Genomic DNA, 19,513 nt, shown 5'->3' with positions numbered 1-19,513 from the left:
CGTTCAGGGCCCCTGCCGGTCGACAGACCGACTGATCGCCGGCAGGGGCCGGGCCCGTCACCATGACGCGCTCCACGCGGCGGCGCACAACGACCGCTCCACCTCGTCGGTGTAGACGGCAGCGGCCAGCCATGCGCGTGCGTAGCGGTCCGTGTCCGCCGGCAGCAGGCGGCCGAAGGCGTCGCGCGAGCGGTCCGCGGCGGCGGCATGGAGGTCGTCGAGGAGGTCGCCCGCTGTGGTGAGGCCGACCCGGCGGAGGCGGCCGCTGTCGCCGGACCCGCTTCCGGGGAACGCCAGGACGCGGCGGCCTCCGGAGACGGCCTGGTGCAGGCGGCGGCGCAGCAGGTGCAGCGGCGCTTCGTCCACGATGGGCGTGGCGGCACCGTCGGATGGCGTGCTCTGTGCGGGCAGGTCCGCGTGCTGGAGGCGGTCAAGACCGAGGTCCACTCGGGCGGTGGGGTCGCCGGGGTGCTGGGCGGCGAGCAGCAGGGCGCGCGGGAGTGGTCCTGGCGCCAGGCGGGCGATGACCCGCAGCCGGCTGCCCCGGGCTGCGGCCAGGAGGCGGAGGTTGTCGCGGTAGGGGAGGGCGGGGCTGTCGTGCGCCGTGATGAGCCGGAGGGCCAGACCGCCGCTGTCGGCCAGAAGACAGTCGGCGGTCGTCTCCCGTGCCGTACCCGTGAGTGTCACGTCGAGGAACAGCAGGTCGTGGCCGCCGTCGAGGGCCCGGGCGACCTGCTGGTCGACGGGTACCGCCCACAGCCGGTCCAGCGGGTCGCCGTGCCACGCGACGCCGGATGCACGCACCGCCCGTACCCCCGCCCCCGCGCCGAGTCGGCCCGTCGGGGAGACGGTGGCGCCGGACACGGCGAGGCCCGCACGGGACAGTTCACGGTGTGTCAGGGCGGTGTCGCCGATCCGTACGGCCCGGTCGGCGGCGCCGGACGCCCGCCCGGGGCCGCCCGGTGCCACATCGGAGACCGTGTGGAGGCGGCCCTCGGCGTCGGCGGTCCAGGTGACCGCCCCCGCATATCCGGTCGCCGTGAGGACGGGCTCCGAGAAGAGGCCGTACAGGCGCAGTGATCCGTCCGGGCGGTACGGCTGCCGTACCGTGCCCCGCAAGAGGGCCAGATCCGCGCCCGTGGCCTGCGGCAGGCGGTGGGCGACGGCGAGGACGTCCCGGTGGGCGCCTGCCAGGTCGGTGAGACGGTACGCGGGGTCGGCGGAGCGGGCCGCGCGTACCCCGGTGACCACGGAGACCGCCGCGGCAGCGGCCCTGGGGAGGCCCGCGAGCCGCGCGGTGTGCGCGGCCCGCAGCAGCTCCGCCTGGAGGACGGCGCCGGCTCCGTCCGTGCCCGCTTCGAGCACGGCGGCCGCGGCGTCGTGCAGCGCCCGTGCGGCGGCGCGCTGTTCGGCGGTGGGGGTGGTCTCTGCGGCCGCTTCCTCGGGGGCGTCCTCGTCGTGCGAGGCGGTCTCCTCCACGGCGCTTGCCGCCGAAGTCCCGTCCGCGGCCGAAGTCCCGTCCGCGGCCGAAGTCACCTCCGCGGCCCCGTCCGCGACCGGTGCCGCGGAGGCCGCGGCGGCGCGGTGCAGGCAGTCGGGTGCCAGCAGACATCCACAGCGGATCGCGTCAGCGCCGGTCACCACCCCGCCGGGGGCGTGTATTTCGAGGTCGGTGTCGTCGTCGACGGCGATGCGTACGGTGTCGCCGTCCCGGACGGCCGGGCGTGCCGCGAGCTTGGCGACGCCCGCGTCGAGCCGCTTGCGGAGCCGGGGCGACAGAGCCTCGACGAGTTCGGCGGTGACGGACGGGGCGACCGGAGGCAGGTCCGGGCTCATGCGATCTTCTCCCCTACCCAGCGGGCGAGTTCGAGCGGACTGAGGGCGGCAACGGGCATACCTGCGGCGACGAGCTGTCCCGCGACGCCCGTGGAGTACCGGGGCAGGCCCGTGTCGTCGAGGCTTGCGCAGCCCAGGACATGGCAGCCCGCCCCGACCAGCGCGCGGACCTCGGCGAGGAGCCCTCCCAGGGGATAACCCTCCTCGAAGTCGCTGACGACCACGACGAGGGTGCGCGAGGGTACGGTGACCAGTTCGCGTGCGTGCCGCAGACCGGCTGCGATGTGGGTGCCGCCGCCGACGCTGACCTCCAGCAGCAGGGACAGCGGGTCGTCGACGTGTCCGGTCAGGTCGACGACCTCGGTGGAGAAGGCGAGGAAGTGCGTGGACAGCGTCGGTACACCGGCGAGCACCGAGGCGGTCAGCGCGGCCCAGACAGTGGACGCCTCCATGGATCCCGACACGTCGGTGACCAGCACCAGCCGCCAGTCGGCGGCCCGGCGGGCGCGTGTACGGAAGACCGGCCGCTCGGGGATGACCCGGACCGTGCCGTCGGGGCCGCGCTGCGCGGTCGCCAGGTTGGCGCGCAGGGTGCGGGGCAGGTCCAGGCCGCCCCCGGGCCGGCGGCTGGGGCGCGGCAGGGCGGTGCCGTGCAGGGCGGGGCGCAGTCGCGTGGCGAGTTGGCGGGTCAGTGCGTCGACCAGGCGCCGCACGAGCGGGCGCAGTGCGGCGAGCCGGGCCTCGGGCAGTCCGCCCGCGTGCCGAAGTACGGTGCGCAGCAGGTCGACCGAGGGCCGTACGCCCTCCGCGTCCAGCTCGCCGAGGACGTCCTGGCGCCCCGACGCGGCGGCGGCCGCCAGGACTTCTTCGCGGATGCCCGGTCCGAACAGCGCCGCCAGTTCCTGCGACCACTCCCGCACCCCCGGATAGGGCACCTGCCGGCCGCCGCCCGCCCCGCCGAGGTCTCCCCTGCTGCCCTCTCCGCGTCCGGTGCCGTACAGCTCGTCGAGCGCGGTCGCCAGCGGGGCGGCGGACGGGGGCAGCCGGTCCGTGCGACGGCCGAGGACCAAACGCCAGCGGTCGGCGGGCGTCAGGAAGCGGTCCTGGACATCGGGGGAGGCGACGGGGGCCGGCGAGGCAAGGGAAACGGGCGAGGTGCCGCGGGCCGGGGAGGTGCCGGAGGCCGGCGTACGGGCCGCTGCCGCGCCCGGCGGCGGCAGCAGACCCAGCGACCGCAGGCGCTCGCGGGCCCCCAGGTCCCCCCGGGTCCAGACGGCGAGGGCGGCCGGGTCGACACCTTCGGTGTCGGCAAGGCGCGGGGCGTCGAGGCGCTCCTCGACGGCCGCGAGGAGGCGGTCGCGGGCCGCGGGGCTCAGGGTGTCGAATCCGCCGCGCAGCGCGGGAAGCCGCTCGAGGAACTCACGGTCGGGCAGCTCCGAGACGCGGTCGAGCAGGGGCTCCAGGGCGGGTGCCGCTGCCTCCAGCAGCGGCCCGGCAGCGGCCAGCAGCCCGCTGAGCCGGGCGGTGAGCGCGGAGCGCGTGTCGGGGTCGGTGGCCCCGTCGACCCAGGACGCCACCCGGTCACCGAAGTCCCGCGCATCCTCCTGCCCGAGCAGGACGCGCACCGCTCCGGCGGCGCCACGCATCAGCGGGGAGCCCCCGGCGGCCAGGCGGGCGAGTGCGTCGGTGAGCCGGATGCCGCCCAGCAGGTCCGCGCGGTGGGCGAGTTCGAGCAGGGCGTGGGCGTCCGCGGGGTCCTCGGACCCGGTGAGACCGTCGGTCTGCCGCACTGCCGCCGTCGTGAGCTGCTCGGCCACGGCGGCCGCCCGGGCGGTACGGTCCGTGTCGGCGTCGAGCCCCGGGACGTGACCGGCCCGCAGCCGGTCCAGCAGCGCCAGTCCCGCGAGCAGTTCGGACAGGGTGCCGGACAGCGGAAGCACCCGCGCCGTGTCCTCGAGTCGTTCGTCCGCAAGAGCGGGCAGGCCGCACTGAGCCGCCTGTGCGAGCCCGTCCAGGACCTGCGCCGACGTCGTTCCACCCGCGTCAAGCTCAGCGCGCCGCCGCTCGCGCAGCACTCCCTCCGCCGCCTGGGCGGGCATGACCCCGCGCACGCCGGCCGCCGTCAGCATGGCCGCCGTCGCGGGTGTCCAGCGCACCTCCCAGCGTGAGGTGAGGGCCTCGGCGCCGCCTGCGGCGACGACCTCCTTGGCCTCCCCGTAGGGAACCCCGCACACCGTCAGCCGCTGCAGCAGCAGTTGCCGGCGCCGGTCGAGGTCGGACCGCAGCGGGTCCAGGCGCAGGTCACGGGCCGCGCCGGGGCCGGTGGCCTCCGGGCCGGGCAGGCCCAGGGCCGCCACCTCGGCCTCGACCGCGGGGGCGAGACCGCTGCGCGGCGCATCCGGGGCGGGGCGTCCGGTGCGGGTGCCGACGAGGACCCGCTCCATGGCCCGCGCCACCGCCCGCCCCCTCCCGTACGGTTCGCCCTGCGCGAGAACCGTCTGCACGGCCTCGACCAGCTCGCCGCGGCCCGCCGCGGGCAGTCCGCGCAGGCGGGCGAGGTCGGAGGCGAGGCGGGTGATCTCGCGCGCGTCGGCGGGCCCCGACGGATGGCCGAGGTCACGCAGCTGCGCGCACACCCGCACGGCGGCCCGCGTCAGCGCCTCCTCCAGCCCGGCCGGATCGCCCGCCGCACGCAGCACCATGTCCTGCCACTCGGGGTCCCGGATGCCCGCCGGGTAGCCGGACCGCTCGTCCAGGAGGGCGTAGGTGTAGGGGATGAGGGACGTCGTCCATGCGGGGCGGGGTGCGCCGGGACTGGGAGGCCCGGTCTCCGACGTGGCCTCATCAACCGCCGTCGTAGGGTCGATTGTTCCCGTGCTGTCCCCGGAGTCCGGGCGGAGCAGTGCGGGTGCGTGGAAGGCCCCGACCACCGCGGCGGCCCGCTGCCCCCGCGCGGTGGCCCGAGCCAGGTGGGCCCGCATCCACTGCTCGCGCCGCAGATCCAGCTCCGGCACCCCGCCCGAGGAGGCCGCGTCCTCGCGCAGGGCCCACCCGGTGAGCAGAGCCGCCCGGCGCAGAGCCTCGGGCGGGGAGCCCGGGGCTGTGGCTTCGACGAGCCGGTCCCAGAGGTCGTCCCCGGCGCGGCCGGAAAGCCGGGCCCGCAGGGCCGCGGCGATGCCATGGCCGCCCGAGCCCGGGATTGTGCCATGCCGTCCCTCGTCCCATGCCCGGCCGGCGAGCGGCAGGTCGCAGGCGATCAACGGGACGTCGTGCCGGGCGGCCCAGCGCACGGCGGCCAGTTCGGGCGAGAAGTCTGCGAACGGATAGAAGGCGGGGCCCTGGCCGCCACTCCCGTGACCGGGGGCGGCGGCCAGCGCGACCGGGGCCCGCGTCTCTTCGTGTCCGAGCCACGGCAGCCACTGCTGCATCTCGGCCGGCAGCTCGACCAGCAGGACGTCCGGTTTCGCGTCGTCCAGCAGCACGGGCACGGCGGCGGCCAGGGACGGCGCGTGGTGCCGTACACCGATGAGGTAGGGCGCCGCCGGGTCGGTGAACGCAGCGAGCGCCCCGTCCGCGGCGCCGACGACGGGGGAGGGGGACACGGTGTCAGCCCTCCAGGACCGTACGAAGGTCCCACAGGGTGCGCCACGTGGCGGAGCCCTGTTCGGCGCGGCGCCGGACGGGGCCGTCCCAGTAGCCGCGCAGCCGGGCCGCGTCGGCGGGGTCGTCCTTGCGCACGACACCCAGCAGGTGCCCCGGCAGGAGGCCCAGCACGTCACGGTCCCCGGGGAAGTACGCCGCGGCGAGAGCCAGCGCTCCCGCGACGGACACGGCCTCCGCGGTGCTCATCACCGTCGACGGCCGCTCCACCTCCCAGCCTTCCGCCGACCGGCCCTCACGCAGGTCCCGGAAGGCGGTGACGAGGGCCTCCAGGACTGCGTGGTCGACCTGGAAGGGCGCCCCGGCCCGCTCGACGGACGCCCGCGCCTGACTGCGCACCAGAGCGGTCTCGGCGTCCAGGTCCGCGATGGGGCCGACCGTCTCGAAGTTGAAGCGGCGCTTGAGAGCCGCGGACATCTCGGAGACGCCCTTGTCACGCAGGTTGGCGGTGGCGATGAGGCTGAAACCCGGGGCCGCGTGCGCCAGGGCGTCCTCGGTGCCCGCCAGTTCGGGGACGGCGATGCGCCGCTCGGAGAGCAATGACACCAGGGAGTCCTGCACTTCGGGCAGGCAGCGGGTGACCTCCTCGACCCGGGCGACGGCGCCCCGGCGCATCGCGGTCAGCACCGGCGAGGGCACCAGTGCCTGCCGGCTGGGCCCCTGCGCCAGCAACAGGGCGTAGTTCCAGCCGTACTTCAGCTGGTCCTCCGTCGTGCCCGCCGTGCCCTGCACGACCAGACCGCTGGTGCCGCACACGGCGGCCGACAGCAGCTCCGACAGCATGGACTTGGCGGTGCCGGGCTCGCCGACGAGGAGCAGACCGCGCTCGCCCGCGAGAGTCACCACACACCGCTCGACCAGGGCCCGGTCGCCGACGAACTTGCCCTCCACCGCAAGGCGGCGCGGCACCCCGTCGGGCACCGCCGCGCTGTCGGGGAGCTTCAGGGCCCGGCCGTCGCTGCCCATCACGAACGTGACGACGGCGCGCGGGGTGAGCCGCCACGCCGGCGGCCGCGGCCCGTCGTCGTAGGCGGCGAGGAAGGCCAGCTCGACGGCGTGCCGGTCCTCGGGCGGGACGATCTGGCGGGTGAGGTCGGGAGAGGGGGAGGCGGGGGAGAGGGTGGCGGTCATCGTCGCGTGTTCTTCCGGTTGCGGTGGGACGGTGGTCATCGGCGGCGGCCCTTGCGGGTCGCGCGGGTGGTCAGCTCCTCGTAGGCCGGGGCGTCACCGGCGCGGACGCGGGCAACCGCGCGGGTGAACAGCTCCGGCACCGGCATCAGAGGCACCGTGCGGGAACGGGTCCTCACGGGGTAGAGGCCCTCCTTCCAGATCTCCACCGGCAGTGCGGGGGCCTTGAGGTCGAGCCAGCCGCCGGGCAGGAAGAGGGAACGCCCGGCGCGTGGCCGCTTGGCCTCGACGACCAGGTCCGTGGCCGCGAGCTCGGCACGGGCCTTCTTCATCCTGGCGGGCTTCCAGCCGGTCCAGCGGGCGCAGTTGCGGTCCGTGGGGTCGGGCAGGGCCAGCAGCTGGAGGTAGAGGGCCGCAGCGTCCTCGCCCAGGCCGTGGGTATCGGCGACCTCTCCGACCAGCTCGGGCACGCCGGCGGTCGGGTCCTGCGCGTAACCGGCGGGCAGCTCTTCGGGATCGGTCCCGGCGTCGAGCGCGCGGGCCAGGTCCTCGCCGAGGATTGTCCGCAGGGCCCGCAGGCCTTCCCCGCGTCCCGCTCCGACGAGCCCTTCGACAAGACCGAACACGGCGTCATCGGGACCGTCGAGTCCGGCCGGGCGCACCAGGACGGCCTCCTGATCGCCGTACCAGGGGCGCAGGACCAGCGCCTCGCCGAGCCGGGTCAGGCCGTCCGCATCGGTGCCCCCGGTGGCGGGCAGGCCGAACGCCTTCCGGAGCAGGGGTGCGGCCTGCCCCTTCTCCGCCCAGCTGATGTCGAGGTCGAGCAACAGGCCCGGGTCGGCGATGCGGCGGCGCAGCGCGGCGAGGCCCTCCGGCAGGGCGGCGCGCAGCGGATGACCGTAGGGCAGGCCGTAGGCGAGCGCGGCCAGCGTGTGCACGGCACGCGTCAGGTCGTACTGTCCCGGCAGGGCGGCGGGGTCCGCGGCGACGAGATCGCCGTTCTTGTCGGGGCGTTGGACCGTGGTGCGGCTGAGCCAGGGGGTACGCCGCGGGTTGAGCACTTCCTCGGCCGAGACGGCGGGCACGCCCGCGAGGTCGAGGTCCGCCATGATGTCCTCGGGGAGCCGGACGAAACCGCCGAGCCGCTCGGCCCACACACGGCTCGCCGCTGCCGTGTCAGGGCCGGACGTCCACAGGTCGGCGGGGGTCTCGGGCAGCAGGGCGCCGACGAGCGCCGCCCGGTCGCCGGACGACAGGGAGCCCAGCAGGGCGTTGGCCAGATCCCTCTGACGTGGCTTCAGGCCGATCGTCGTGAGCATCTCGGTGGACATCCCCGCGGGCGTGCCCGCGAGCAGCAGGGCTGCCTGGAGGGGGCCCAGCCCGCCGCCGGTCGCGTGGGTGAGGGCGTCGGGCGCCTCGGGCTGCCAGGGCGCGGCGCCCTTGTCGCGGATCAGCCGGGTCACGGCGGTGAGCGCGTCGGCGGGGAACTCCGGCGGGTGCGCCGCCTCCTTCACCAGTGTGAAGTGGGCGACCGCGCCGAACAGTCCGGCCGGATCGTGGTCCAGCGCCAGCCAGTGCACGCGCCCGCTCTGCCGGTCGACGTTCTGGTTGCCGAGGACGACGACGGTACGGCCGCCCAGCCGCAGCACCTGACCGACGCGCTCCTGCTTGTCGTGGGGCTCGCTCAGGACGATCTCGCGCAGTCCGCCGCCGGGTGCGGCCAGCGGCCCGTCCGCCACCGCCTCGAGCAGCAGGAGCAGCGCCTCCCGGTGCGTCTCGGACACGCCGGGGGACGCCGCGCGGTAGGCAAGCGGGCGCAGCACGTCCAGCACGGACGGCCACGCCATTCCGATGCCCGGGATCGTGCGGTCGTCGCTGACCCATCCGCCGGGAGTGAGGCGGGAGCGCTCGGGCAGCGCGATGCCGTCGGCGGGCTTCCCGGACAGCACACGGTTGACGGAGCGGATCTGGCGCAGCGTGCGCCAGCGCAACCCGCTGCCCCACCAGCCCTGCTGGCCGGCGAGGCCGGCAGTGGCCTCACGCAGCGTCTGGTCGTCGCCGTGTTCGGGGCTGAGGTCGGCGAACATCCCCTCGGCGTGTCGCCGGTCCCCCTGTGGCCGCTCGACCGGAGGTGCCACGAAGGCGGCGGTCGACTCGGCGAGCCGCAGCACCGCGCGCACCAGAGCGGCGACACCGGTGAGCAGGTGCGGTTCGGTGAGGGCGGGAAGGCAGCGGGACACGGCCTCGCGGAGGCACGCGTCGGCGGTCGGCAGGGCGGGCTTCTCGGTGTCGGAGGTCGCGGTGGCGCCGCTCCCGGCGGCCGACGGCCCTCCGGCAGCAGCCACCATCGCCGCGCGCTCCGCCAGCGCCTCGGCCCCCGTACGCAGCAACTCACCCGCCTGCTCGTCGCTCAGCGCGCGCAGGAGCGCCGACGCCTCCTCGTCACGCGGCCGCAGCGCATGCCAGAAGGCGACCGGCGGGACCAGCCGCGTACCGGCCGCGAACTCGCTGCCCTGCTCGAGCGGCGTCACCCGGCCCAGCTCCACCGCCGCGCCCAGGGCCCCGGCGGCATCTTCGGGACACACCGCCGCCCCCGCAGAGTCCTCCCCCGTGTACAGAGCGACCTGCCGGTGCAGGGCGACGGCGACGAGCTCGGCGCCCCCGGGCAGCCGCAGCGCCCCCAGCGGAACACCCGGCACCCGGTCCCGTACGGCCGGCAGGCAGACGGTCCGCCCGTCCGGCGTGCCGGCAGTCGTGCGGGCCTCCGCACCCTCGCCCTCCGTGCGCACCCAGTGGCCCAGGACCGTCCCGTCCGTGCCGAAAGGGCTGTCCTCGAGACCCGGCTGCAACGGCAGTACCGAGCACTGCTGTTGCAGCAGGGTCGCGCCCTCCCGGATACCGGTCCGCAGGAACGCGGGCAGCGAGGCGCGCCCGTGCGTACCGGTGGCCGGGTCGTACTCGAGCCACACCTGCTGCCGGCCCTGCCTGCCCTCGCGCCAGTACGAGGTGCCGTCGCCGAGGATGCGGCGGCCGGGCGGCAGGACGGTGTCACCGGCATGCAGTGCGCGGCCACCGGTGGCGCGGCCGCCACCGGGCATCGGGATGGAGGGTGCACCGGCGTCGCGGGCGTCGTGCCAGCCGGGGAGCCGCTCGCCGGTGAGCGGGAACACCTCGGCGGGGCGGGCCGACCAGTATCCGACCTGCTTGTTGTCCTGATACCACATCACCAGCAGCTCGCCGTCCGTGTAACGGAACGACGGACGCTGCCACCGGTTCAGCTCCACGGGCAGGCGCAGGTCGTGCTCCAGCAGGATCTCCTGCGGGCCGACGACGATCGCCTTGTGCCTGCGGGAGAGGATCAGCGCGGGCCAAGCCTCGTGGACGGCCAGAGTGTCGTCGCGGTCGCGCCGCGTCTCGGCGTCGAGCCGCCGCAGCGCCTCGTCCAAGGCAGGCCAGCCCAGTTCGTCCAGGAGGCCGGCGCGCAGGGTACGGCCGAGCAGCGGCGTGACCTCGTGCGCGGCGGCCTGGGTGACGGCGGCCGGGCTGACTTGGGCGGCGACCGTACGGAACGGGCGCATCCGCTCCAGCGCGGTGCGCGCCGCGGGCAGGGCTGACGCGGAGCCCAGCTCGGCCGCGGCGTCGTCCAGCCACTCGCGCAGTACGTCGGCGAGCACGGGGTGACCGGCCAGGCCCTGCAGCAGCCCGGCGTCCGGACGGTGGCCGCTCAGCGTGCCGACGGCGCCGTACAGCAGGCGCCGGCAGCGTGCATCCGAGGCGGTGGCGGTCAGGTCCCGCCGGCCCGGCAGAGTCTCGCGCAGCCACTGGTTCAAGGGCAGGAAGACGTCCTTGTCCGGGCCGGGCAGTGTCAGCGGCACACCCTCCGCGACGCACAGGTCCAGCAGATCCAGGTCGGCGCCGGCCTGCCAGCGGCCCGTGAAGAGGTCCACCGGCCGGCCCTGGGAGCGCAGGCGCGGCGCCATCCGCTCGACGAGCGCGAGCGTGGCCGGCGAACGCCCGCTCACCGCGCTGCCGTGCTTGCGGTACACGGCCCAGCGGCTGAGCCAGTCCGCCGCGTCGACCTGCTCCGCCGCCGCCCCGGCCTCGCCGGTCAGCAGCAAGTCGGCCCCGGTCTCTGCGAGCAGCGCCAGCCAGAACTCGTCGTCCTTGGTGGAGCGGCCCAGCCCGGCCGGCATGATCTCCAGCAGCCGGACCCGGACGGCGGGCTGCTGCTCGGCCAGGACGGACAGCGTCGCCCGGTACGTGTTCCAGAAGGACGCGGGCGCGCGGACCGCCGCGGGCGAGGCGAGCAGGTCGGCGACGAGGGCGCACTCCTCGGTGACCCGGTCCAGCCCTGACGCCTTGATCAGCCCGCGGGCGTCCTGCGGCAGCGAGGCGTACGGCGGCATGCCCGCCGCACAGCGCTCCACGGTGAGCTGCCGGAACTGGGCCCAGGCCGCGGTGGGGCTCAGCCGCGTCGCCAGGGCCTTCACGTACTCCTTGAGTGCCTTGACCGTCAGTGCTCCGGCGAACGCGAACTCCAGGAACACCGCTCGCTGCCGCTCCTCGTCCACCGCCAGCCCGTGCACCCGCTCGGCTTCGCGCGCCTTGCCGAAGAAGGCGGCCGCGTAGGTGGTGTTCTCGTGCTGGAGGAAGACGCGGGCCGCCTGCTCGTAGAATGTGGGCAGAAAGTGCGGCACGGCACGGCCCAGCCGGTCGCCGAGCGCCTCGAACCCCTCTTTGGCCGTACCGGGGCGGGACTTGGCCTGCCGCGCGAGCCGCTCGACGTCCTTGACCAGCGCGAGCGCGTGGTGTCCGTTCGCCGGGTCGTGGACCAGCGCCCAGGCGGGGAAGCCGAGCGTCTCCCGGCGCACCTGCCCGACCTCGGGCGTCTGCGGCTGCCGGACAAGTCCGAGGAAGTCCAGGGCCAGGTCCTCGGCCTCGCCCAGCATGCCCGGCACGAGCCGGACGACTTTTCGCTCGTCCAGCGCGGGGTGGATGTACGTGCGCACGGTCAGGACGTCGGCGTCCTCCCGGTCCGTGGTCGCCGGCGGCAGGACGGCACCCGCGTCGAGCAGGGCCGCGGCAAGGGTCTCGTCGTACGTCGTCATGCCGCCTGCTCCTCGTCCTCGATGTCGCGCCCGGCGTAGAGCGCGGCCGCCATGCGCATGCCCTCCGACCAGGCCACCGGCCCGACCTGACCCAACCTCAGCACCCTGCCGGCCGGGTCGGTGAACACCAGAGGGCCGGTCTCCGTCTGCTCGTAGCCGTCGTAGTCGCCGACCCACACCCGGGCCTCGACTCCGCGGCCGTCCTCCAGCACGGAGCAGACGGCGTGGCCTCCGCGCACGCGGTAGCCGAGCTGGGCCGCCCGGCCGTGCAGGAACCGCAGTTCCTTGAAGGCGCCGCCTGCGTACTCCTCGACGGACGTGGCCTCGGTGTCGACCGCGGCCGGCCGCCGCCACACCTCACGGAACAACTGCTGAGCGCGCTGCTCCACGCCGAGCTCGACGGCGAACTCCCGCAGCTCCTCCAGGTCGTCGAGAAGCACCGGGTGCGGCAGCCGCACAAGAGCGGGGGTGATGCGGACGGTGTCACCGTCCAGGTCGACCAGCCCCAGACCGCGCTCCGGGTCGGCGTCCCGAAGGAAGCCGGCCACCTCGCCGTCGGCCCCGGTGACGACGAGGTCGCGCAGCGCGGCCTGCCAGGCCGGATCGGGCCACACGCCCGCGAGAACGGCGAACGGCACCGGCAGTGAACGCACCATCCACCGCTCCACGGCCGCCAGACACCCGCGTTCGTGCCGCTCCAGCCACTCGACGAGCTGACGCAGACCCACAACGGCCGGATCATCGGCGATCTTGGGCGGCACGGACTTCAACCGCCGCCCCGCCGCATTGCGGCACACCACTTTGCCGTCGTCGAGAGCGACTTCATAGCCGCCGGCCGACACCCACCCCATGTGCGCCTCCCGCACCCGCAGTGATCAACTGCCGGGAACTCTAGGACAGGCCACTGACACCGACGCCGGTGGACGCCTTCCGGCGGTCATGGCCCGGACGTCCGCACTGTGCCGCAGGGCCGTCGATGTCGTTTCCGGGACCTCTGAGTACGGGTAGTCATGCCTGTGCGCAGGGGCGCGCGAAGCTGGTGGAGAGCAGGCAGGCACGGGGGTGTGGGCCATGGGGGCGGGTCGGGGGCCGGCCGCCGGCGTCCCGGTCGTGGGGTGCGCGGTGGTGACGGCCACCGAGCTGCTCGGCGCGAGCGATGTCGAGCTGAACGGCACGATGCTGATCAACCTGACCTCGGGCGACTCGGCCCAGGCCCGGGAAGCCGCCCAATGGGCCGAGCAGCGAGGCGCCCGCTACCTGGACGGCGTCATCATGGCCGTCCCGCCGGCGATCGGGACCGCAGAGGCGATGATTCTGCACAGCGGGCCGCAGCCGCACTTCGAGGCGCACAAGTTGGCGGACGTTGAGCATCCAGGCGGGTCTCCGGACGGATACCAGTGACTACGCGTCACCAGTAGTGTTTGATACGCACGCGGGGCACCGGCGAAAGTTCCCGGCGCCCGGCCTGAAAGCCGGTGGCAGGTGGACACCGAGAGAGCTGCGGCCATTGCTGTGGACGCTGATCGTGGCGGCAGGCAGGTTCGGCGTAGGCCTCAGCGATTTGCCGAGTCAGTGAGAGTGACACCGTGATCGGGTGTCACCTCGGCACCGTGACCGGAAGCGAGTTCGGTGAGGAGCAGGGCGATGTCGTCAGCTCGGTACGAGGAGCCCCGGGCGTTGTGCAGAAGCCGGTCGGCGAGTTCGTCCGGTGAGTCCGCAGGGGCGTGGGCCAGGGATGCTCTCAGGCGGTCGATCCCTACCTTGATGTCGGCGCCGCGTTCCTCGACCAGTCCGTCGGTGTAGAGGGCGAGGACGGACCCTGGTGGGAGGTCGATCCGGGTTGCTGGATAGACGCTTGCGCGATCCACGCCGAGGAGTGGGCCGATGTCCAGTTCAAGGGCGCTGGTCGTCGCGTCGGGACGGCGGAGCAGGGGTGGGGGGTGGCCGGCGGTGACGGCGTAGGCATGGTGGCCGTGGGGTTCGAGGTGGATGTAGCAGCAGCTGGCCAGCAGCCCGGGGTCGAGGTCGACGAGGGTTCGGTTGACGCCCGCCATGACATCGCCGGGCGTATGGCCTACCGCCGCGAAGGCCCGTACGGCGCTGCGCAACTGGGCCATGGTGGCCGCGGCGGCGATGCTGTGCCCCTCCACGTCTCCGATGACAAGAGAGACCCCCATACCGGTGGGGATGACGTCGTACCAGTCGCCACCGATGTCCATTCCGCTGGTGCCGGGCAGATAGCGCGCGACGGTGCGGATACCCGGGACTACTGGCAGCCGGTGGGGCAGGAGCGCTTGCTGCAGGCCGCGCGCGAGGGCGAACTCGGAGTCGTAGAGCCGCGCTCGTTCCAAGGCCTGGGCGATCAGCCCGGCGAGTGCGGTGAGGACGCCGCGGTCCTTCTCCGTGAACCGGTGGATCTCGTCGAAGCCGAGGACGCAGGTGCCGACAGGGTGGCTGGAGGCGATCAGTGGCAGATACGCCCAGGAGCGTACGTCGCCCGTGGGGATGCCCGGGTAGCCCTGGGAGAGGTCCTGCTGCGACTCGATGAAGAGCGGAGTGCCAGAGGTCAGGGTCTCCGTACCGGGCAGGCGCGCATGCAGCGGTACGCCCTCCAGCCAGTCGAGGAAGTCTTCGTGGTGGCCGGTGTGGAAGAGCAAATGCATCGTTGCGTCGCGGACCACGTAGATCGCCAGCTGCTGGCCTCCGAAGGCTGGTAGGAGCTGGTCGGAGATGACTTCGCAGACTTCGCGGGCGGTGACCGCCTCGGTCAGCGCGCTGCCCAGCTGCAGGACGTGGTACATGACGCCCAGGCGCGCCGGTGTGGCATCGGTTGCTGTCTTGGCCGAGGAGGCGGATGGCGTTGAGGTCGAGGGTGAATTGACGGGCACCACCCGGCCGGTAACTCCGTCTGCTTCCGGATGGAGGGAGAAGGCGAGCCACCGGTCGGGCGGTCGGCAGGCCAGGAAGGAGACCGGCGCCTGCGAGATCATCGCGGACCGGTGCCGGTACTCGAAGTCGGGATCGGACAGCCACGGCAGCACGTCCGAGAGAAACTGCCCCAGCAACTCGCTGCCGCGCACGCCCAGCAGCTGCAGGGCGCTGTGGTTGGCGTAGGTGACCCGCCCGTCGGGGGCGAGGGAGAACACCCCGTCCCGCAGCCGTTCGACCGCGGCGACGGCCGCGCTGCCGGCCTGCGCGTCGACGACCGTGCCGACCAGGTGGGTGCGTGCCCGCGCGCTGTCGGCCTCCGCTGCGCGGCCCCACAACTCAACCGTGCGGTACCCCTCGCCGCCATCCGTGCGATCCCGTATGCGCAGGCGCCGCGCTTTGATCCGGCCCTCGGCGGCTGCCGCGCGGGCGGCCGCTCGAAGGGCGGCGCGGTCGCCGGGGTGCAGGCAGGAAGCAAGCGTTTCGGCTCGTCCGTCGAAAGCGCGGGGGTCGAGACCGAAGATCGCGCAGAGCTCGTCGTCCACGGTGCAGGTGCCGGTGACGAGGTCCCAGTCGAACAGGCCGGCCCGCACGGCCGGTGCCGAGGGAGCCGGGGTCTCGACGGGAATCGTCTGCGGGTCGCACTCGACGGGATCGCCGGTACGGGCGCGGAGGTCGGAGAGGGAGTCACCGAGCCGGTTGGCGATGGTCCGCACGTGGCGGCGCTGAGCCTTGGACAGCCCTTCGCCGCCGGGGGACGCCGCCCAGACGATCGCCAGCGCACCGAAGGTCTCCTCACCTGAGCGCACCGGCACGGAGCAGGAGCCGAAGGCGTACGGCAGAGCTACCGCAAGCTGGGGATACCGGCGCATCGTCTCCTCCGCGTCGGCCAGGTGGACCGTGCGCCCGGAGCCATAGGCCGCGGCGACCGGGATGGGACTGCTCACCGGAATGAGGTGCCAGCCACCGAGCAAAGAAGGTGGCACCCCGCACGTCGCGGCGAGCACGATCGACCGGCGGTCGCGGGAGCGGAGAAAAGCGCTCCCCGCGTACGCACCGGTTCCTTGGACGGCTTCGACGACGGCTGCAGCGAGCAGATCCTCACGCTTCGCCGTTTTGCCGACGATCATTTCGCTCATAGTTCCAGTGTGCGCAGGTCGGGCCCACCGGCCCAAGGCAGCCCAGCGAGACGCACCGATCGCAGGGTCCGTCGCCGCGATCCGGCCATGGCTCCGCCCTGGATCCCCGAGACACCCGGGCAAGATCACGCAAACCGTCGACGGTACGGGCCACCTGTACGGTCCGGACACGGGGGAGGGCAAAGACCCGTAACTGACAGCTACTGAGCGTCACCGATGATCATGATCACCCGGATTTGCTCGGACGGCGCACAAGGACTCGCTCGTCGCCCTCTACCGCGGCGGGGCCATCGGCCTTGACGCACCTCGATGCCTTGAAGCACATGTGTACGGCGGCTTCGACGAGTGGGGCCTCCACGGCGGCTGACCGCTCGCCGGCGCGCCGGATCTGACCACCTGGTTGGCCGGACGGGCCAACTACCGCGCTCAGTGCCACAGCGCTGCAGTTGGCCGGTGAGCGTTCTGGGTGGACCGGGTGCGGGTCGAGGAGCGAGCGGGGGCGTCCGGCAGAATCCCGCTGTGACGTCCATGGGGGTCCTGACCGATCTGGAAGCCGGCATGGCAGAGCTGTCAACGCCGATGCGGGTGTTCGTGGCGACCGGACGGTTCACTGAGCCGGACCCCGACCTGCCAGAGCTGGCTGGCCGGATCCGCACGCTGCTGGCCGAGGTCGCGGTGGACGAGGCCTGGCGGCGCTTCCTGCTCGGGTACGCCCCGCCGTCCGCCTTTGAGATCTGCGCCGCACTGGAACCGGTGGAAACGCACGAGGCCGCCGCGTTCCTGGTCCGGGTCGCGGCCGTCGACCTGGTCTGGCCGAGCCACCGACACCTACCCATCGAGACCGCCGAGCGCGCGGCGGACCGGGTGGTGTCACTGCTCGGACCGGAGGCCGGCTGGTGGACCAACCACGATGCCGGGTGCGGCGCCATGAACGGGCTCACCCCACTGTTCGACAGCCTGCTCGCAGGAACGGACGGTGAGCACTTTGCGCTGGCGCTGCAGATCGCCGACGACTGAGCGCCTTGCCCCGTAGGAGTGATCCTCAGTCTCTGCGCGTGCGGACGTACGGTGTACGCGCCAAGGACGCCCGCATTCCTGCTCGCGACGCTGAGGCGCACTCTCGCCCCGCTCATCCCGCCCACGGGCACCGGCTGGGGTTCCCGTAGCGTCCGATCCATGATCGCCCTCGATGCCCTCGATGCCCTCGTCCGCCTCTGCCCGCCGCCCGCCGATCCGCCGCCCACTGTGGACTGGGCGCAGGCGGAGCACGCCCTCGGTGCGGCTCCGCTTCCTGCTGCCCGGCCGGCCGCCCAGCCGACCTCGACGCGCATCCCGCGGTCGTCGTCACAGGTCTCGGCTGTGCGATGGCCACTCACTCGGCGGCCCAGTCGGCGTTCGCGCCGCAGACGATCAGGCACGGCAGGTCGCCGGGAACTCGGCCAGCCAGCCACGCGGCGAACGGGACGGCCGCAGCCGGTTCGACCGCGATCCGGCACTCCTCCCACAGCCGGTCGCGTGCCCGCAAGATCTGCTCATCGCCGACCAGCACAGACGACACGTCGTGTGTGGCCAGGACGGCGAAAGGGATCGCGCCGACCCGGCTCGCGCCGGTCGCGGAGGCGGCAACGGAGTCCACGGCCGAGTCCACCGGCTCTCCCGCGGCGAGCGCGTCGTGCAGGCAGCGGCAGTATTCCGGTTCGACGGCGACGACACGGCGCCCGGCGATCGCGAGTGCCGTACCGGCCGCGAGCCCACCGCCGCCGACCGCCGCCGCGATCGCATCGACACCGGGCGCCTCGGCCACGATCTCAGCCGCCACGGTTCCCTGCCCCGCGACGACGGCCGGATCGTCATAGGGGTGGAGGAACCGATGTCCCGGCCGCGCCGCAGCATCCGACGCCGCCGAGGCAGCCTCAGCGAAGGTGGCACCGTGCCGCACGAGCCGCGCACCGGCAGCCTCGATGCGGCGGGCCTTCGCCGCCGGAACCGTCTCCGGCACATAGACCGTCGCGGACACGCCGAGCAGCGAAGCGGCTGTCGCGACCGCCAGGCCGTGATTGCCACCGGACGCGGCCACGACGTGGCCGTCCAGAGGCCCGGAGAGCATCGCGTTGAGTGCGCCGCGCAGCTTGAACGACCCGCTGCGCTGGAGGTACTCCAGCTTCAGCAGGACACGCCGGTTGCCGATCTCCAGATCCAGCAGCGGAGTACGACGGGCGTAAGGACGGATCCTGTCGGCGGCCGTGCGGACATCGGTGGCCGAAAGGATGTTGGTAGGACTCTTCACGGGGTCAATGCTTCACGGGCATTCCCTTTAGCGCCAGCAACGATCAATAAGTCACCGTTAGCGATGCTTACGATGAGTAGGTGATGCGAGAACTGGACGTCAACCGCCTGCGGGTCCTGATGGAGGTCGCGCACGCCGCGTCCATCGCCGAGGCGGCGCGCAATCTGTCCTTCACGCCCTCGGCGCTCTCACAGCAGATCTCCAAGCTGGAAACGGAACTCGGCACCCGTCTGCTGGAACGTCGCCCCACCGGCGTCACTCTGACCGCGGTCGGCGCTGTCCTGGTGGAACACGCGGAGCGTGTGATCGGAGAACTCCGGCAGGCGCGCGCGGCGGTCGATGCCGCGATGGGGGCTCAGCCGCAACGTCTCGCGCTGGGCTCCTTCGCCACCGCGGCGCAGGTGCTGGTGCCGACGGCGCTGGCCGCGCTCCAACGCCGGTATCCCCGGGCCGAGCTGTCGCTTCTCGACATCGAACCGCCCGAAGGCTACGGGCTGGTGACCTCGGGTGACCTCGACGTGCTGATCACCCATCGCTACCCCGGCGTGGCACCGGCACCGCATCCAGGGCTCGACCGGCAGCCGCTGCTCCACGACCCGCTTCGACTGGTGCTGCCTGCCGACCACCGGCTCGCCAGGGGCACAGCCAGTCGCGGCATCAGCCTCAGCCGGCTCGAGAACGAGACGTGGATCTCCGGCGCACCGGGCATCCCGAACAGGACGTGCCTGGAAACGCTCGCCCGCCAATCCGGCATCGAACCCCACATCGCCTACGCATCCGCCGACTACCACGTCATTCTGGAGCTGGTCGGCGCAGGACTGGGGATCGCGTTCGTCCCCCAGAGCGTGCTCGCCGGTGCCGACCGCTCCCGGGTCTCGGTCCACGGTCTGCGCGGGTTCACTCCGGCCCGCGAGATCAGCATCGTGCACCGGCGGCGGCCGACCGCACTCATCCGGGAACTCACAGCCTTCCTGCACACTGCCGCGAGCGCCCTGAGCCAGAAGGGCCCGCCCGAGTAGCCGTAGTCCGCCGAATTCTCACTGCTGGCGGTTGAGACGCAGGCACTGACCGGCCATCGGTCTCACGCAACGACCATCGGCGGGATCGCCACGGTGGACGGCGCCGCCTGCTCCAGCCTGGTCTTGATCGCGTCGACTGCGGCGGGACGGTGGCCTTCCTGGTCGATGACGCCGACAAACTGTTCGAGCAGTTCGGACTGATCCCTCACATATGACTCGAGCCGGATGATCGCCCCCTCCGCTGCCCGAAGCCCCTCTCGGGCGGTGTGGATCAGCGCATGGCTCTTTGCCCGGTCGTCCTGGAGCGGTGTTTGTAAGCACTTCTTTGGGCTCCACTGCACGGAATAGAAGTGGCTCCACGGCGTAAGAAGTTGATCTGGCTCCACTCCGCGAAGCGATGCGCGGGTC

General features: G+C 73.4%; 11 protein-coding genes. 3 read left to right on the top strand and 8 right to left on the bottom strand.

The features are described 5' to 3' along the window. Positions 1-57: 57 nt before the first annotated feature. From ACZ4SA_RS04905 to ACZ4SA_RS04885, 5 genes are read right to left on the bottom strand one after another with little or no spacing between them, the layout of a single operon-like run. A complete protein-coding gene (locus tag ACZ4SA_RS04905) occupies positions 58-1,836 on the bottom strand; it encodes a hypothetical protein (RefSeq protein ID WP_468269906.1) in 1,779 nt (592 codons plus the stop codon). Next, positions 1,833-5,438 carry a vWA domain-containing protein gene (locus ACZ4SA_RS04900; RefSeq protein ID WP_468269904.1) on the bottom strand — a complete coding sequence of 1,202 codons (3,606 nt, stop codon included), beginning with the start codon at positions 5,436-5,438 and terminating at the stop codon, positions 1,833-1,835. The genes ACZ4SA_RS04905 and ACZ4SA_RS04900 overlap by 4 nt, the downstream gene beginning before the upstream one ends. A gap of 4 nt (positions 5,439-5,442) precedes the next feature. Next, entirely contained in the window at positions 5,443-6,627 is a 1,185-nt protein-coding gene (locus ACZ4SA_RS04895) for an ATP-binding protein (RefSeq protein WP_468270317.1), read from the bottom strand. Between the two features lie 35 nt (positions 6,628-6,662). Further along, positions 6,663-11,732: a hypothetical protein gene (locus tag ACZ4SA_RS04890; protein WP_468269902.1), complete on the bottom strand. Its 5,070-nt coding sequence runs from the start codon at positions 11,730-11,732 to the stop codon at positions 6,663-6,665. Then, positions 11,729-12,583 carry a DUF4132 domain-containing protein gene (locus ACZ4SA_RS04885; RefSeq protein WP_468269900.1) on the bottom strand — a complete coding sequence of 285 codons (855 nt, stop codon included), beginning with the start codon at positions 12,581-12,583 and terminating at the stop codon, positions 11,729-11,731. Before ACZ4SA_RS04885 ends, ACZ4SA_RS04890 begins: the two co-directional genes overlap by 4 nt. 274 nt (positions 12,584-12,857) lie before the next feature. Here ACZ4SA_RS04885 and ACZ4SA_RS04880 point away from each other — a divergent pair, with 274 nt between their 5' ends. Next, the gene (locus ACZ4SA_RS04880) at positions 12,858-13,133 is read left to right on the top strand and encodes a hypothetical protein (RefSeq protein WP_468269898.1); all 276 of its coding nucleotides are present in this window, start codon (positions 12,858-12,860) and stop codon (positions 13,131-13,133) included. Positions 13,134-13,285: 152 nt separating this feature from the next. On the opposite strand, the gene ACZ4SA_RS04875 is transcribed toward ACZ4SA_RS04880, so the two are convergent. Beyond that, positions 13,286-15,799 (bottom strand): SpoIIE family protein phosphatase, encoded by a 2,514-nt coding sequence (locus ACZ4SA_RS04875; RefSeq protein ID WP_468269896.1) that lies wholly within the window; start codon positions 15,797-15,799, stop codon positions 13,286-13,288. A 528-nt stretch (positions 15,800-16,327) separates the two neighbouring features. Here ACZ4SA_RS04875 and ACZ4SA_RS04870 point away from each other — a divergent pair. Further along, positions 16,328-16,816, top strand: a complete 489-nt coding sequence (locus tag ACZ4SA_RS04870; protein ID WP_468269894.1) for a hypothetical protein — start codon at positions 16,328-16,330, stop codon at positions 16,814-16,816. 355 nt (positions 16,817-17,171) lie between these two features. On the opposite strand, the gene ACZ4SA_RS04865 is transcribed toward ACZ4SA_RS04870, so the two are convergent. After that, positions 17,172-18,086: a serine/threonine dehydratase gene (locus ACZ4SA_RS04865; protein WP_468269892.1), complete on the bottom strand. Its 915-nt coding sequence runs from the start codon at positions 18,084-18,086 to the stop codon at positions 17,172-17,174. Between the two features lie 83 nt (positions 18,087-18,169). Between ACZ4SA_RS04865 and ACZ4SA_RS04860 the strand changes: the two genes are divergently transcribed. Then, entirely contained in the window at positions 18,170-19,105 is a 936-nt protein-coding gene (locus tag ACZ4SA_RS04860) for a LysR substrate-binding domain-containing protein (protein ID WP_468270315.1), read from the top strand. A 62-nt stretch (positions 19,106-19,167) separates the two neighbouring features. Here ACZ4SA_RS04860 and ACZ4SA_RS04855 read toward each other — a convergent pair whose 3' ends face one another. Then, positions 19,168-19,446, bottom strand: coding sequence for a hypothetical protein (locus ACZ4SA_RS04855; RefSeq protein ID WP_468269890.1), 279 nt, complete (start codon positions 19,444-19,446; stop codon positions 19,168-19,170). Between the last annotated feature and the right edge of the window lie 67 nt (positions 19,447-19,513).

It is taken from the genome of Streptomyces sp. NPDC027962 (assembly GCF_055566095.1).
The sequence above is the reverse complement of the archived record's forward strand: the minus strand, read 5'-3'. Positions and strand labels throughout refer to the sequence as shown.